Raw genomic sequence first — 15,084 nt, 5'->3', positions numbered from 1 at the left:
TCCGGGTGCCGGGCCCCGACGTGACCGCGAGTGCCGGACGCGCCCCGTGCCCTACCCCTGGCGCGGTGCGGGCCTGAGTACCGCGAACCGGGCGCCGTACGGGTCGGCCAGTCGGGCGACGCGGCCGACGCCCTCGATGTCCGTCGCGGGCATCCGCACCGTGCCGCCCAGCTCCGTGGTCCGGGCGAGGGCGGTGTCCGCGTCGTCCACCGCGAAGTACGGCAGCCATCCGGCGTCGGTGTCCGTGTCCGCGGGATCCTCGGCGAGCGGGACGAGGCCGCCGAACATGGCGTCCTCGCCCTCTCCGGCCGGGTTGACGCAGGTGTAGGAGCCGCCGGGGAAGGAGACTCCGGAGGTCTCCAGGCCCAGCACCGCACGGTAGTACGCGGCGGCTGCGGCGATGTCCGCGGTGTGCAGCTCGACCCAGCACAGCGCGCCGGTCTCGCCGGTCACGTCCAGGCCGGCGCGCTGCCCCGGCTGCCAGATGCCGAACGGCACCCCGGCCCGGTCGGCGAGGATCGCCATGGTGCCCTGGTCCATGACGTCCATCGGCTGCACGAGGACACCGCCGTGCGCCTGCCCGGAGGCGCGGGCGGCGGCACGGGCGTCCGGGGCCTGGAAGTACACCGTCCACGACGGCGGGCCCTGTTCCTCGGTCGTGCCCATGCCGCCGGCCACGATCCGGCCGTCCAGCTCGAAGAAGCCGTAGCCGCCGGCCTCCGGCCCCGCCGACCGGAACCGCCAGCCGAAGAGGCCGCCGTAGAAGGACGTGGCGCCGTCGAGGTCGGAGGTGCCGACGTCGAGCCAGTTCGGAGCGCCGGTGACGAAACGGGTCGTGAGCATGATTCGCCCTCCTCGGAAGGGTCCCGTTGCCTGCACCGACGAGTCTTCCACCGACCACCGGTGACCGCTTCCGCGCGCCGCCGTGCGCCGCCGTGCGCGGCGGAGGACGATCTGATCTGCTGGGGGCGCCGGGTGCGCGGCGTTGATGCCGCGTTGATCGAACGTTTTTCGCTTCCCGGCAGGCTGCTGCGCATGCACACCGAGACGACCGCGGCGCCCGACCTCAGCTGGCAGGAGGAGGCGTTGTGCGCGCAGACCGGGGGAGACTTCTTCTTCCCCGAGCCCGGCAGCTCCGTACGGGACGCGAAGCGCATCTGCGCCCTGTGCCCGATCCGCTCGACCTGCCTGGAGTTCGCGCTGAGCAACGACGAGCGCTTCGGCGTCTGGGGCGGCCTGTCGGAGAAGGAACGGCTGGCGCTGCGGCGCCCCATGCCCTGAGCCCGGTCCCGGTAATTCGCTGTGCCGCACCCGTCGAGCCGGGCAGAATCCCGGCATGTCCCGAACCGCCGCACAGCACGAGGCAGACAGCCTGCTGCACGCCCTCGATCCGCTCGCCCACCCGCGGCGCATGCGGGAACTCGTGGCGCGCACCCGGGAGTCGCCCGACCCGCGGTCGCTGCTCGCCGAGCTCGAACGGCACGGGGCGTACGGACGCAGGCTCGCCGTCGTCGCCGCGTCCGCCGCCCGTGACACCGAGTGGATCGCGGACCGGATCGCCGACCCCGACCCGTACGTGCGCGGCCACGCCCTGCGGGTGGCCGACACGCTGGGCGTGCCCGACGCCGCCTTCGAGGCGGGTCTCGCCGACGCCCCCGAGACGGTCCGCCGGAGCCTGCTGCGCGCCGTCGCCGCCGGCGGACGCACCGCCCTCGCCGACCGGCTGGTGGACGGGGTGCGCCGCGACTGGGGCGACATCGAGGCGACCCGTCTACTGCCGGGCTGCACCACACCGAAGGTCGCCCTGCTGCTGCCCGGGCTGCTGTACGCCGTCCGGTCCTGGACCCCGTTCGCCAAGCGGCACCGCGCGACGCTGTCCGCCGCACTGGAGGCGGAGCTGGTCGCCCAGCCCGAAGCCCTGCGCGACGACTGGTGGCGCCGGTACGCGCCGGCGGTGGCCACCCTCGCGCCCGCCGAGCCCGCGCGGTGGCTGCGGATGCTGGAGGAGCGGGGACCAAGCGGCCTGCCGTACGAACTGCGCGGCCACCTTCCCGCGTTCGCCGGCGCCGACCCGCGGCGTGTCCTGCGCCTGCTGCTCACCCCCGCCTGGACGTCCGCCGTCGGCGTCCACCGGCTCGGACGCACGGTGCTGTACCGGCTGACCCGCACCGACTCGCCCGAACTCGTCGCCTACGCCCGGGCCCTGGTGCCCCTCGGCGGCCTCCCGAGGCTGCTGAAGGCGCTCCCGCCCGCCCGGCGCCACGCCCTGTGGACGGCCGTGAGCCAGGGTCGGGGAACCGGCGGCACGGTCGGCGTCGACGAGGCGCTCCTCGAGGTGCTGCCGCGCCGCCACGCCGCGCGCGAGGCCCGGGAGGCCGCCGCACGCGCGCGGGAGGCCGGTGCGGCCGAGCACACGGTCCTCGTCGCCGAGTCCTTCCTCCCGGTGGCCGAGGCGCACGACCGGCTGCTGGCGGCCACCCGGCGTCCGGACGCCGACGACCGCGCCCGGGCCTGGCCGCTGCTGATCCGCAACGCCGCTCGCTCGGGCGACCCGGCCGCCGTCACCGCCGTACTGGAGGACATGGCGCGGCTGCGCAACGAGCAGGACCCGGTGCGGTGCGCCGCGCTGCGGGCGGCGTGCGGCATTCCGGCCGCACTGTTCACCGAGGAGGCCGTCGAGCCTCTGGCCCGCCTCGCCACCGACGCCGTCGAGGCGCGCGACTCCTCGCCCCAGACCCGCCGGGCGCTCGGCGAACTGGCCCTGGCCGTGCTGTGCGAGCACGCGGCGGGCGGCACCCGCACGCTGGTGAACTGGGCCCTGCGCACCCTCGTGCGGATATCCGGCACCACGGGCGGCGCCGACCTCGGCCGCCTCGACCGCACCCTGCGGCGCGGCCAGGAGCACCAGGTGTACGAGGCGCTGCGCCCGTGGATCGAGGCGGGCGCCGAGAAGGCCGACTACGGCCTCGCCTTCGCGCTCGCCCGTGCCGTGGGCCCGCGCGCCGGCGGCATGCCGGAACTCCAGGACCAGCTGTGGCAGGCCGTCCGCTACGGCAACGACACCACCGCGCGCACCGCGATCGGCCTGTGGCTCGAACCGTCCGCCACCCGCGACGAACGGGCGGCCCGCGTCCTCGCCCGGGAACCCTCGGCGGCCGCACTGGAGCCGGTGCGCGCGGTGGTCGCAAGACGCCGCACCGACCTGCTCGACCCGCTGCTCGCCGAGAGCCCGCCCTACGGCCGCTTCCTGACCAAGGGCACCCCCTGGTCCGTGCCCGTGACCGCGCACGAGGTGAGCCGGTGGGTGCCGCGCCAGCAGGCCGCGCTGCTGGCGCGCTGCGCCGCCCTGGCCGCCGACGCCGGACTGCCGCTGCACGCGCGCGCGAACGCCGTCACGCGGGCGGCCACCGTGCCCGACGGCGGCGCCGACCTCGTACGCCGCTGGACCGGATCGGCGGACGTCGTCCTCGCCGAGGCCGCGCTCGCCGCCCTGGCCCGCACCGACCGGGCCGCCGAGGCCCTGCCCGAACTGCTGTCGCACGCCGGCGGCGACCGGGCCCGCGTCGCCGTGTACGCGGTCACCCAGGCCTCCCGGCAGGCGCCGCCGTCCCGCCTCGCGGGCGCCCTGCGGGACGTACTGGGGGCCCCGGACGCCAAGGTGACCAGCCGGAAGGAAGCGGTCCGGCTCGCCGCGGTCCGCCTTCCCGTGCCGGACGCGGCGGCCCTGGTCACCGAGGTCTGCGCCCGCCCGGGGACCCACCCCGACGTACGCGCCGCCTGTGTCGCCTTCGCCGCCGGGCTGCTCGCCCGGGAGGAGGTCTGGGACCTGCTGCGCGACGCCGCGGGCGGTGCGCCGGTGCTGCGGGCCGCCCTGCTGCGGACGGTGCCGCGTGACCTGCCCGAGGCGCACCGCGGCCGGTACGCCGGCCTGGTCCGCGACGTGGCCGCCACCGACGACGACCCCGCCACCGCGCTCCTCGCCTTCCATGCCCTGGGCCGGTGGATCCCCTGGTCGGACGACGGCGCCCGGGTACTGGCCGGGGCCGTCACGGACCTGTCGAACCGCGCGACCTGGCACGCGGCGGCGAACGCACTGATCGGCGCGGCGTCGAGCGCTCCGCAGGGCCGGTCCGGCCTGCTAGAGACGCTGCGCGCGCTGGCCGGGGCGGAAGCCGGCGAGGACGACGACGCGGGCGAGCGGCGGGACCGGCCGGCCTGGCAGCGCGTCGAGTACCTCGTCGCCGGGCTCCGGGCGAGTGTCTTCCGCCCGGACGCGGCGGTCCGCCCGGTCGCCCGTGCCGCCGCCGAACTGCTCCAGGGGTACGACGCCCACGTGGCGCGGGCCGCCGAACTCGCGGCCGGTCACCTCGACCTGACCGCCGTACCGCCGCGCCTGGACCGGGTGGCCGCCCTGGTCGGCACCGACCGGCCGGCGCTCGCGGCGCGGATCGCCGACGCGATCGGCGAACGCCTCAGGGGCCGGGAGCAGCCGGGCGACGCCACGGTGCTGCTCGCCGAGGCCAGGGCGCTGGCCGAAGACGGCGGACACGCCCAGGGGCTCGTGGCCGTCGCCGTCACCGGAGCGCTCGGCGAGCGCGAGGACTGGCCCGCGCCGTGGCGGGAACTGCTGCGCACCCTGCGCCGCCACCCGGTCCCCGACGTGCGCGACGCGGCACTGGAGGAGACGACGGCCCACGAGTGACGCCGGTCGGCCCGCGGGGCCGGGCCGGGGAGGCCGGGCCCGGCGGGCGGTCAGCCCGCCGCGCGGGCCGCCATCCGGGCCTTGCGCGCCGCCAGCTTCTCGTCGAACTTGGCGGCCTCGGCGTCAAGACCGCCCATGTACAGCCCCAGCTCCTCCTGGGCCTGCTGCCCCTCGGGACCGAGTCCGTCGATCTCCATGATCCTCAGGAAGCGCAGCACGGGCTGGATCACGTCGTCGTGGTGGATGCGCAGGTTGTAGACCTCGCCGATGGCCATCTGCGCGGCGGCCCGCTCGAAGCCGGGCATGCCGTGACCCGGCATCCGGAAGTTGACGACCACGTCCCGGACCGCCTGCATCGTCAGGTCCGGGGCCAGGTCGAAGGCCGCCTTCAGCAGGTTCCGGTAGAAGACCATGTGCAGGTTCTCGTCGGTCGCGATGCGGGCCAGCATGCGGTCGCAGACCGGGTCGCCGGACTGGTGGCCCGTGTTGCGGTGCGAGATGCGGGTGGCCAGCTCCTGGAAGGCCACGTACGCCACCGAGTGCAGCATCGAGTGCCGGTTGTCCGACTCGAAGCCCTCACTCATGTGGGCCATGCGGAACTGCTCCAGCTGGTCCGGGTCGACCGCGCGCGAGGCGAGGAGGTAGTCGCGCATCACGATGCCGTGCCGGCCCTCCTCGGCGGTCCAGCGGTGCACCCAGGTGCCCCAGGCGCCGTCGCGGCCGAAGAGACTGGCGATCTCGTGGTGGTAGCTGGGGAGGTTGTCCTCCGTCAGCAGGTTCACCACGAGGGCGATCCGGCCGATGTCGGTGACCTTGGACTGCTCCTTCTCCCAGGCCTCGCCGTCCTCGAAGATCCCCGGGAAGTTCCGCGCCTCGGTCCACGGCACGTACTCGTGCGGCATCCAGTCCTTGGCGACCTTCAGATGCCGGTTCAGCTCCTTCTCGACCACTTCCTCCAGCGCGTACAGCAGCCGGGCGTCGGTCCAGTCGGCGGAAGTACCGAGGTGCGGGGAGACGATCGTCACGAAGAACTCCAGGGACGTGTGACAGGGCGGAGCAGCCGGCGAGCGGTGCCGGGAACCTACGGGATCGTAGGCTACGAAACCGTAGGTTACGAGAGCGTAGGTTAAACGCACTGTAAAGGTCGCTGATCAGCCACCGTCCGGCGGCACCCGGCAAGGCCCCGAGACCCGCAGGTCCGGGGCCGGGGGAACGCCGCGCGCGCCGTGCTCAGTCATACAGCTCGCGCAGCCTGACCGAGAGGCACGTCACACAGCCCTCCAGCTTCTCGAACTCCCCGATGTCGACGAGCACCGGCTCGTGACCGAGATCGGCGAGCAGCTCCGCCGTCTTCGGCGCGCTCGCCGCCATCAGCAGCCTGCTCCCGCCGAGCAGCACCACGTGCGCCCCCGACTCCTCCGGCACCGGCAGGAAACGGGGGAACAGCGAGGGCACGTCCGTCAGCGGGACGTGTCCGACCACCGTCCCGTCCGGCAGCGCGGTGACCGCCGACTTCAGGTGCAGCACCTTGCTCACGGGCACGGCGACGACCCGGGCGCCCAGCGGCTCGAACGCCGCCCTCAGTTGCTGGACACCGGCCGCGTTGGTCCGTCCGCCGCGCCCCACGTAGATCGTGTCGCCGATCTTCAGGACGTCGCCGCCGTCCAGGGTGCCCGGCTCCCACACCCAGTTCACCGAGCAGCCGAGCCGGGCCACGGCCTCCTCGACACCGGCCGTCTCCGCGCGCCGCGACTCGGCGCCGGGCCGCGTGATCAACGCGACGTTGCGGAACATGACGACGGCGTCCTCGACGAAGACCGAGTCCGGACAGTCGTCGGCCGGGTCCACCTCCAGCGTCTCCCAGCCGTGCGCTCCGAGGGCCTCGACGTAGGCGTCCCACTGTTCGAGGGCCAGGCCGTGATCGACCTTCTCCCGCTCGACGTGTGTCACCAGTCCCTCGGCGAGCCTGGGGCTGGGGCGGCGGACGAGGGCCTTCTTGCTGGGCACGCGGGGCCTTTCGTGTCGGCGCGGATCGGCGTTGTGTCGACGTCGGCTGTCCGGCTCCGTGACGCGGCGCCGGTCCGCGCCATCATGCAGCGGGGGCCCGCGCCTGCGGAACCCCCGTCAGCCCCTCGTAGCCCTCCTGAGATGCTCGGCGGTGCCGGAGCCGTGGGCCGCGAGCAGCTCGCGCGGGGTGCCCTCGAAGATCACCCGGCCTCTTCCGGGTCGTGCTCGACCACCAGGAGATGTTTCCCTTGCCGCGCAGCCGCAGCCGCAGCCGCAGCAGCAGGTCACCGAGGCGCCCGGCGTCACGCGGGTGCAGCGGCCACCGCGGCACCGGCGACGGGCAGGCCACCGGGTCGTCGATCTCCCTCAGTACGGCGATGAGGTCGGTGTCTGCATCCGGGAGCAGTCGGCGATGGAGCGCCTGCCGATCCGGGTCGCGAGCGCCGCCGCGTTCAGCCGGACCCCGCCGCAGTCCGGGCAGCGGACCTCGACCAGGAAGCCGCGCACGAGGTCCCGGCTCCTCCTCGGTGTTGGTGCAGGCCTGCCCCTGCCAGGTCCCGGCCGCGAACGGCGAGCAGCGATCGTGTCGAACACGACCGACGACTTCCCCGCCCCCGAAACGCCGGTGAACACGGTCAGCCGGCCCTTCGGGATGCGGAGCGTGCGGACGCTAGGCGGAATACCCGACAGCGTCCGGCGTGATTTCCCGCAGTTCTCCCTCCTCCAGCAGCAGCCAGCGCGTGATGCCGAGCGACTCCAGGAACGGCAGGTCGTGGCTGGCCACGAGCAGCGCCCCCTCGTACGCCTCCAGCGCGCTGGTGAGCTGCCGCACGCTCGCCATGTCCAGGTTGTTGGTCGGCTCGTCCAGCATCAGCAGCTGCGGCGCGGGCTCGGCCAGCATCAGCGCCGCCAGCGCCGCCCGGAAGCGTTCGCCGCCGGACAGCGTGGCCGCCTGCTGGTCGGCGCGGGCGCCCCGGAACAGGAAGCGCGCCAGCCGCGCCCGGATCCGGTTGTTGGTGGCGCCGGGCGCGAACCGGGCCACGTTCTCCGCGACGCTCAGCGCGTCGTCGAGGACGTCCAGACGCTGTGGCAGGAACCGCAGCGGCACGTGCGCCGTCGCCTCGCCCGCCACCGGCGCCAGCTCCCCGGCGACGGTGCGCAGCAGCGTGGTCTTGCCCGCGCCGTTGCGCCCCACCAGCGCGATCCGTTCCGGACCGTGCAGATCGAGACCGCCCGCCACCTTGGCGCCGTACGCCATCTCCAGCGCCCGCAGGGTCAGCACGGTCCGGCCCGGCGGCACGGCCGTGTACGGCAGGTCGACGCGGATCTCGTCGTCGTCCCGCACGGCCTCCACCGCGTCGTCGAGCCGCTCCTTCGCCCCGGCGAGCTTCTCCTCGTGCATGATGCGGTACTTGCCCGCGGACTGCTGGGCCGTCCGGGCCCGCAGCTTCATCACCGCACGGGGCTCGCGCTTGGTGTCGTACATCTTCTGTCCGTAGCGCCTGCGCCGGGCCAGGACGACCTGGGCGTCGGCCAGTTCGCGCTTCTGCCTGCGCAGATCGGACTCGGCGACCCGGACCATCCGCTCGGCCGCCTCCTGCTCCACGGCGAGCGCCTCCTCGTACGCCGTGAGGTTGCCGCCGTACCAGGTGACCGAGCCGGCCCGCAGGTCGGCGATCTGGTCGACCCGTTCCAGCAGCTCGCGGTCGTGGCTGACCACGACCATCACCCCCGGCCAGGACTCGACGGCCGCGTACAGCCGCCTGCGGGCGTACACGTCGAGGTTGTTGGTGGGCTCGTCCAGGAGCAGCACGTCGGGCCGGCGCAGCAGCAGCGCCGCCAGCCGCAGCAGCACCGACTCGCCGCCCGACACCTCGCCGACGGTGCGGTCGAGGCCGATGTGGCCCAGGCCCAGCTCGCCGAGCGTGGCCAGCGCGCGTTCCTCGACGTCCCAGTCGTCGCCGACGGTCTCGAAGTGCGCCTCGCTCACGTCACCCGCCTCGATGGCGTGCAGCGCGGCCCGCCGGCCGTCGATGCCGAGCGCCTCGTCGACCCGCAGCGCGGTGTCGAGCGTGACATTCTGCGGCAGGTAGCCCACCTCGCCGGCCACCCGGACGGTGCCCTCGGCCGGGGTGAGCCGCCCGGCGATCAGCTTCAACAGGGTTGATTTCCCGGCGCCGTTGAGGCCGACGAGGCCGGTCCTGCCGGGGCCGAAGGCGACGTCGAGTCCGTCGAAGACGGCCGTGCCGTCGGGCCAGGCGAAGGACAGGGACGTACAGGTGAGAGAAGTGGGGGAAGTAGACATACGGGTCTCCGCGGTTGCTCGAAGCGGTCAGGGGCAAACGCGTATCGAGACACCGGAAGCGGGCGGCCGCCGTCGGACGAGGGGAGGGCACGAAAGAAGCCCTGCTCCGTCAGGAGGCTGGGACGGCTCGAACGCCGAGGTCGCACGCGGCGGACACACGTGAGATACGTGTGACGCGGTGTCTCAGGACCTCAGACGAGCAACGTCCTTCTCCAATCGGCGGCAACAGAAGCAGTACCGAACCTAAAGAACACCCGGTTGGCCTGTCAACGCATTTACGCGGACCCCGAGGAGGCCCCGTGCCCAACGGCTCGCTCTCACTGCCGGCCCGGCTCTGCCTGCTGGCCTGGGACCCCGAGCGGTCCTCGGCGGCCGAGACCGCCCGCGTCCACCACCTGGTGCGCGCCGGTGCGCTCACCGAACTGGCCCAGCGCGGTCTGCTCACCGACGACGAGGGCATCGCCACCCCCGCCGACCTCGACTCCCGCACCGGGGACGCCGTCCTCGACGGGCTCCTTGAACTCGTCCGCGAGTCGCTGCCGCACCGGTGGCGCACCTGGGTGCGGCTGCACGCCCGGGTCACCTTCGACGCCGTGCGGGAGCAGCTGGTCGCCGAGGGATATCTGCGGGCCGAGAAGAAGCGGGTGCTCGGCGTGTTCCCGTCCGTGGAGTACGTGCTCGAGCGGGCCGCCGCGGCGCGGGCGCTGCGGGAGGAGGCACGGCACCTGCTGGAAGGGCCGCTGCCGGCCGGGGAGGTCTCCGAGCGGGAAGCGGCCCTGGCCACGCTGGCGGCCGCTGCCGGACTGGGCGCGCCCGGGGGCACGGCGGGCGGGGTCCGCGGCCGGGACCGGATCGCGGAACTGACCCGGCGGTGCGCGAGCGCGGCACCCGGCATGCGGAAAATCGTGGGCGAGGTGTGGGACGCGGTGAGCGACGAGACGGCCCGGGCACCGGTGTCCGCGCGCGGCTGAGCGCCGTCCGGCGCCGCGGGAGCCGGGAGGGGGGTGGGGTCAGCAGCTCCCGCGCATCAGCTCCGCCAGGTCGTGGTCCAGGTCCAGCTGGAGATACTCGAGCCCCACCGGCACCAGCTCGCCGGCGGCCTGGAGGAACCGGCGCAGCTCCCCCGAGCGGACGTGGATCACCGCGGTGCCCTCGGGCGCGTGGAACTCCAGGACGGTGCGGTCGTACGCGTACGGGCGCACCCGGACGTCGCCGTGGCCGTTCGGCTCCTGCATCCCGGCGATGAGCAGCTCGCGGGAGAACGTCCAGCAGACCTCCACGCCCTCCAGGGTGGCCGGGGCCGGGAACGTCATGCGGACGGCGAACGGGTCGGCGCGGTCGTAGTGCAGGGTGGCGGGAATGCTCGGCATACGCGGCGCGGCGGCGACGAGACGCGCCTCGACGGACTGCTCGATGACGGTGGACAACGCCTTGCTCCCTCGTGACGGCTGGACGGGCTTCGCGGGTGGTGCGGGCCGGGCACTGGAAGAGACGTCGGAATCAGCCCATCCGTGCACACGACGAGCGAGTGACCTCTGTCACCGCGTTCATGCCCGGGAGGTCCCAGGAGTGACACGCCTCTCCTCCCGTGCTCCGAAGGGCACTTGCGGCACGCCCGCACCGTGCGCGCGAGCGGTCGCGGCCCTCTGGACGGCGCGCGGGCCGTGGGCTAGCTTCGCCCGCCATGAGGCGCTTGGGAAGCACGCGACGCACGGGACGGCCCGTTCGAGCCGGCGGCAGACGTACGGGGCAGGTGGCGCTCGCCGGGGCGGTCTGCGCGGCGGCGCTGGCCGCGCTGACCGCCGTACCCGCCCAGGCGCACCAGCGGCCGCAGTGGGACGTGAAGGACACCGGGGTCGTCGACGTCCGGTTCCGGGGGCTCGCCGCCGTCAGCCGGCACACCGCCTGGGTGGCCGGCACCGGGGGGACGGTCCTGCGCACCACCGACGGCGGCGACACCTGGCGCGACGTCTCCCCGCCGGGCGCCGGTGAGCTGGAGTTCCGGGACATCGAGGCCTTCGACGCCCGCCGGGCCGTGGTCCTGGCCATCGGCGAGGGCGAGGCGTCCCGGATCTACCGCACCGACGACGGCGGAGCGACCTGGACCGAGTCCTTCCGCAACACCGACGCCCGGGCCTTCTACGACTGCCTGACCTTCTTCGACCGCCGTCACGGCCTCGCCATGAGCGACCCGGTGGACGGGAAGTTCCGCATCCTGTCGACCGGTGACGGCGGCCGCTCCTGGAAGGTGCTGCCCGACGCGGGAATGCCGGCCGCGCAGCAGGGCGAGGCCGGGTTCGCGGCGAGCGGCCAGTGCCTGGTCTCCGCCGGGTCGAGCGACGTGTGGCTGGCCACCGGCGGGGCCGCACGCGCGCGCGTGCTGCACTCCGCCGACCGCGGGCGCACCTGGACGGCCACCGACGCCCCGGTCCCGGCCGGCGACCCGGCCCGCGGCGTCTTCGCCCTCGCCTTCCGCGACCGCGCCCACGGACTCGCCGTGGGCGGCGACTACCGCCCCGGGGAGGACTCCCCGCGGGCCGCCGCCCGGACCTCCGACGCCGGCCGCACCTGGCGCCCCGCCGATCGCCCGCCCCCCGCCTACCGCTCCGGCGTCGCCTGGCTCCCGCACAGCCGCACCGCGGCCCTCGCCGTCGGCCCCACCGGCACCGACCTCACCACGGACGGCGGCCACACCTGGCGCACCGTCGACACCGGCTCCTACGACACCGTGGACTGCACCCCGGACCTGGGCTGTTGGGCCGCGGGTGAGCAGGGCCGGGTCGCCCGGCTGGAGCGCTGACACCGGGCGGGCCGGGGTGATTGTCCGTAACGTGGGTAACCGTTCGCTGAACGTGAGAGGAAGTGAGCGGACATGCCGAGCGGTTCGAGCCCCAAGCGGGAGCGGCAGTACGAGCACATCAGGAAGAGCGCGAAGGACCGCGGCGAGAGCACCGGCCGCGCCAAGGAGATCGCGGCGCGGACGGTGAACAAGGAGCGCGCGCAGTCCGGCGAGTCCAAGACCGCCAGCCGCATCTCGACGCAGGACAAGTCGCCGAGCAAGCGCGGCGGCCAGCGGTCCGGGAACCGCCAGGGACCCCAGGGGCCCACCTACGACCAGCTGTACGAGGAGGCCAAGCGCCGGGACGTCCACGGCCGTTCGAGCATGAACAAGGGCGAGCTGCGCCAGGCACTGGGCAAGTGAGCAGTCCCGCTACCCGAGCGTCTCCCGGTAGCGCTCCAGCCCGGGCGCCGTCTTCGTGGCGACGAACTCGGTGACGCGGTACGCGCACACACCGGCCCTGACGAACGGGTCGCCCGCGGTGATCTCCTCGATCCGCGCACGGTCCCCGGCGACGGCGAGGATCACCCCGCCCTCGCGGGTCTCCTTGCGCCCGGACGCCAGGAACACGCCCTGCTCGTACAGTCCGTCGAGCCAGGCCACGTGGTCGGGCAGCACGGCGTCGACGGCTTCGAGCGGGGCGGTGTAGGACAGCTCCAGTACGAACATGATCGCGAGCCTACTCGGGCTCCCGTAGGCTTGCGGCCACCATGACGACCGTGAGCGTGCAGATCCCCGCCGGCTGGCCCACGACCGAGGAACGGGCCCGGGCGGTCCAGGACGCACTGCGCGCCCGCGTGGTGCGCGACGAGCCCGGCCCGCCCCCCGGCACCGGCCGGGTGACCGGCGTGGACGTCGCCTACGACGACGAACGCGACGTCGTCGCGGCGGCGGCCGTCGTACTGGACGCCGGGACCCTCGCCGTGGTCGCCGAGGCCACCGCCGTCGGCCGGATCTCCTTCCCCTACGTGCCCGGCCTGCTCGCCTTCCGGGAGATCCCGGCCGTGCTCGCCGCCCTGGAGGCGCTGCCCTGCCCGCCCGGCCTGGTCGTGTGCGACGGGTACGGCCTGGCCCACCCGCGCCGCTTCGGCCTCGCCAGCCACCTGGGCGTCCTCACCGGCCTGCCCACGATCGGCGTGGCCAAGAACCCGTTCACCTTCACCCACGACGACCCCGGCACCCCGCGCGGCAGCACGTCCCCGCTGCTCGCCGGTGCCGAGGAGGTCGGGCGTGCGGTGCGCACCCGCGACGGCGTGAAGCCGGTCTTCGTCTCGGTCGGGCACCGGGTGGACCTCGCCAACGCCTGCGCCCACACCCTGGCCCTGACGCCCGCCCACCGGCTGCCGGAGACCACCCGCAGGGCCGACGCCCTGTGCCGCGCGGCCCTGCGGGACGCCGCCTACCCGGCCTGATCCTCGACGCTCCAGCGGCCCACCTCCCGGTACGCCGAGTCGTAGATCTCGGAACCGTCGCCGGGCCGCAGCGCGTAGTGCTTCAGGTTGCCGCCCCAGTACCGCAGGATCCGCTGCAACTCGCCCGCGGGGTCCTCGGCGAGCGCGCCCTCGTCCATGGTGACTTCGAGAAGGAACTTCATGCCTTCAAGCGTTTCATTGAACTCCTATTTGGTACTTCGCCGCACACGGCACCCGGTGGCCTGGAGAGGGGTACCGTGAAAGTCTCAAATCGGTGGATCCGAGCGCCCAGAGGGATCTGAGTATCCGTACGGATGTGCCACCGCCCGCGGTCCGGGCAGGGTGGACGGCATGACGACAGACCGCGCACCCGAGTACCCGGCCCGGTCCGGCCGCCCCGTCGAGCGGTCCGTGGTCGCGGGTCTGGTGCTGGCGGTGGGCGCGGGTCTGGCCTGGATCGGCGGGATGATCTACACGATCGCCGGGTGGTCCGGGTAGGCCCCGGCCCCCGGAGCGCCGCACGGCGCCCCGGGGCGGCCCGTCAGCGGGTCGCGGCCACCCGGAAGCCGATGCCCGCCGCCCGCAGCCGCTCGGTCAGCGCGTCGCCCATCGCCACGGCCGTGGTCACCTGCCCGGCCGTCGGCGGCAGGGCGTCGAGGGCGAGACAGAGCGCCGCCTCGGCGAACATCTTGGCCGTCTCGTCGTACCCGGGGTCGCCGCCCGCGACCTCGGTGAACACCTTCCGGCCGCCTCCCTCGCCCACGAAGCGGACCGAGAACCAGCTCTTCGCCCGCCGCTCGGCGCCCGGTCCCTCGCCCGGCGCCAGCCGGGCCGACAGCCGGCGCCGTGCGGGCGGCACCTGGGCCGCCGCCACCAGCGCGCCCACGGCCGCCACCCCGCCCACCGCGACGGGCAGCCGCCGTACGGCCGCGTAGTGGCGGTAGCGGAAGTCCGGGCCGTAGCGGTCCAGGGCCTTCGCGGACCGGCGCACGATCTGCGCGTCCACAGTGGGCAGCGGCAGCGCCCACGCCCCCACCTCCCCGGCGAACCGCGGCGCCCCGATCGGCGTCGCCACGCGGCGGCCGACCAGGCGCGGCTCGTGCCGCCGGCGTTCCAGCGCCGCGGCCCGCAGTTCGCGGCCGCGCGCGAACTGGCCCAGCGCGGAGGCGAACGTACCGCCCGAGAACGTGGCGCTGACGGTCACGAAGCCGTCCACGGTCAGCGGCACGCCTTCCGGCAGCTGCCGCACGGTGAAGTACACGCCGAGGTCGTGCGGCACGGAGTCGAAACCGCAGGCGTGCACCAGGCGGGCGCCGGTCTCCCGCGCGCGGGTGTCGTGGCGGACGTAGGCCAGATCCACGAACTCGGGCTCTCCGGTGAGGTCGAGGTAGTCCGTGCCGGCGTCCGCGCAGGCGGCGACCAACGCGTCGCCGTAACGGACGTACGGGCCGACCGTCGTGGCCACCACGCGCGCGTGCCCGGCGAGTTCGCGCAGCGAGTCCGGGTCGGACACGTCCGCGAGCAGCACACCGACGTCCGCCGCGGTGTCCGCCGCACCGGTCAGCCGCTCGCGCAGCCGGCGCAGCCTCTCCTCGTCGCGGCCCGCGACCGCCCAGCGCAGCCCGTCCGGCGCGTGTGCGGCGAGGTACTCCGCGGTCAGTTCGCCGACGAACCCCGTCGCCCCGAACAGCACGATGTCGTACGGCCGGTCGGCCGCCTTCAGCCTGCTCATGACATCCCTCCGTCACCCGTCGGCAACCCCTGGGTCCGCAGCACGCGCCGTTGCCGGTGGCTGAGGCTAGCGTGAGGATCGCGCGGC

The 15,084-nt window shown here is 74.5% G+C and carries 15 protein-coding genes and 1 pseudogene; 7 read left to right on the top strand and 9 right to left on the bottom strand.

All coding sequences use genetic code 11. The annotated features are described in order from the left end of the window. Positions 1–51: 51 nt before the first annotated feature. Positions 52–843 (bottom strand): VOC family protein, encoded by a 792-nt coding sequence (locus tag ACFV9J_RS15235; RefSeq protein ID WP_385354249.1) that lies wholly within the window; start codon positions 841–843, stop codon positions 52–54. Positions 844–1,035: 192 nt separating this feature from the next. On the opposite strand from ACFV9J_RS15235, the gene ACFV9J_RS15230 reads away from it, so the two are divergent. Further along, the gene (locus ACFV9J_RS15230) at positions 1,036–1,281 is read left to right on the top strand and encodes a WhiB family transcriptional regulator (RefSeq protein WP_385354247.1); all 246 of its coding nucleotides are present in this window, start codon (positions 1,036–1,038) and stop codon (positions 1,279–1,281) included. A 55-nt stretch (positions 1,282–1,336) separates the two neighbouring features. Beyond that, a complete protein-coding gene (locus tag ACFV9J_RS15225; RefSeq protein WP_385354245.1) occupies positions 1,337–4,702 on the top strand; it encodes a hypothetical protein in 3,366 nt (1,121 codons plus the stop codon). A gap of 50 nt (positions 4,703–4,752) precedes the next feature. On the opposite strand, the gene ACFV9J_RS15220 is transcribed toward ACFV9J_RS15225, so the two are convergent. The 4 genes and pseudogenes from ACFV9J_RS15220 to ACFV9J_RS15205 form a co-directional block, all read right to left on the bottom strand. Then, entirely contained in the window at positions 4,753–5,727 is a 975-nt protein-coding gene (locus tag ACFV9J_RS15220) for an acyl-ACP desaturase (RefSeq protein ID WP_385354243.1), read from the bottom strand. A gap of 205 nt (positions 5,728–5,932) precedes the next feature. Beyond that, positions 5,933–6,709, bottom strand: coding sequence for a dimethylargininase (ddaH, locus tag ACFV9J_RS15215; RefSeq protein WP_385354241.1), 777 nt, complete (start codon positions 6,707–6,709; stop codon positions 5,933–5,935). A 212-nt stretch (positions 6,710–6,921) separates the two neighbouring features. After that, positions 6,922–7,372: pseudogene (locus ACFV9J_RS15210) on the bottom strand (excinuclease ABC subunit UvrA); the annotation flags it as partial. A gap of 7 nt (positions 7,373–7,379) precedes the next feature. Continuing rightward, positions 7,380–9,014 carry an ABC-F family ATP-binding cassette domain-containing protein gene (locus tag ACFV9J_RS15205; protein WP_385354239.1) on the bottom strand — a complete coding sequence of 545 codons (1,635 nt, stop codon included), beginning with the start codon at positions 9,012–9,014 and terminating at the stop codon, positions 7,380–7,382. A gap of 299 nt (positions 9,015–9,313) precedes the next feature. Between ACFV9J_RS15205 and ACFV9J_RS15200 the strand changes: the two genes are divergently transcribed. Further along, positions 9,314–9,985 (top strand): GPP34 family phosphoprotein, encoded by a 672-nt coding sequence (locus tag ACFV9J_RS15200; RefSeq protein WP_385354237.1) that lies wholly within the window; start codon positions 9,314–9,316, stop codon positions 9,983–9,985. Positions 9,986–10,024: 39 nt separating this feature from the next. Here ACFV9J_RS15200 and ACFV9J_RS15195 read toward each other — a convergent pair whose 3' ends face one another. Further along, positions 10,025–10,441, bottom strand: a complete 417-nt coding sequence (locus ACFV9J_RS15195) for an SsgA family sporulation/cell division regulator (RefSeq protein ID WP_385354235.1) — start codon at positions 10,439–10,441, stop codon at positions 10,025–10,027. 326 nt (positions 10,442–10,767) lie between these two features. On the opposite strand from ACFV9J_RS15195, the gene ACFV9J_RS15190 reads away from it, so the two are divergent. Together ACFV9J_RS15190 and ACFV9J_RS15185 are read left to right on the top strand one after the other, a co-directional pair. After that, on the top strand, positions 10,768–11,814 hold the full coding sequence (locus ACFV9J_RS15190; protein WP_385354513.1) for a WD40/YVTN/BNR-like repeat-containing protein: 1,047 nt from the start codon (positions 10,768–10,770) through the stop codon (positions 11,812–11,814). 72 nt (positions 11,815–11,886) lie between these two features. Then, complete coding sequence (locus tag ACFV9J_RS15185; RefSeq protein ID WP_385354233.1) at positions 11,887–12,216, top strand: plasmid stabilization protein; 330 nt, start codon at positions 11,887–11,889, stop codon at positions 12,214–12,216. A 9-nt stretch (positions 12,217–12,225) separates the two neighbouring features. Here ACFV9J_RS15185 and ACFV9J_RS15180 read toward each other — a convergent pair whose 3' ends face one another. Then, complete coding sequence (locus ACFV9J_RS15180) at positions 12,226–12,522, bottom strand: YciI family protein (RefSeq protein WP_385354231.1); 297 nt, start codon at positions 12,520–12,522, stop codon at positions 12,226–12,228. A 41-nt stretch (positions 12,523–12,563) separates the two neighbouring features. Here ACFV9J_RS15180 and ACFV9J_RS15175 point away from each other — a divergent pair, with 41 nt between their 5' ends. Continuing rightward, positions 12,564–13,265, top strand: a complete 702-nt coding sequence (locus ACFV9J_RS15175; RefSeq protein WP_385354229.1) for an endonuclease V — start codon at positions 12,564–12,566, stop codon at positions 13,263–13,265. Here ACFV9J_RS15175 and ACFV9J_RS15170 read toward each other — a convergent pair. Then, the gene (locus ACFV9J_RS15170) at positions 13,253–13,447 is read right to left on the bottom strand and encodes a hypothetical protein (protein WP_271154673.1); all 195 of its coding nucleotides are present in this window, start codon (positions 13,445–13,447) and stop codon (positions 13,253–13,255) included. The two genes, ACFV9J_RS15175 and ACFV9J_RS15170, sit on opposite strands and share 13 nt — an antisense overlap. A gap of 169 nt (positions 13,448–13,616) precedes the next feature. Here ACFV9J_RS15170 and mmpA point away from each other — a divergent pair, with 169 nt between their 5' ends. Next, positions 13,617–13,763, top strand: coding sequence for a morphogenic membrane protein MmpA (mmpA, locus tag ACFV9J_RS15165; RefSeq protein WP_385354227.1), 147 nt, complete (start codon positions 13,617–13,619; stop codon positions 13,761–13,763). 43 nt (positions 13,764–13,806) lie between these two features. Here the strand turns inward: mmpA and ACFV9J_RS15160 are convergent, their stop codons facing one another. After that, complete coding sequence (locus ACFV9J_RS15160; RefSeq protein WP_385354225.1) at positions 13,807–14,997, bottom strand: saccharopine dehydrogenase family protein; 1,191 nt, start codon at positions 14,995–14,997, stop codon at positions 13,807–13,809. Positions 14,998–15,084: the final 87 nt, after the last annotated feature.

Source organism: Streptomyces sp. NPDC059906 (assembly GCF_042730645.1).
GTDB classification, from domain to species: Bacteria; Actinomycetota; Actinomycetes; order Streptomycetales; family Streptomycetaceae; genus Streptomyces; species Streptomyces rubrogriseus.
This window is presented reverse-complemented; position numbering and strand designations above follow the sequence as displayed.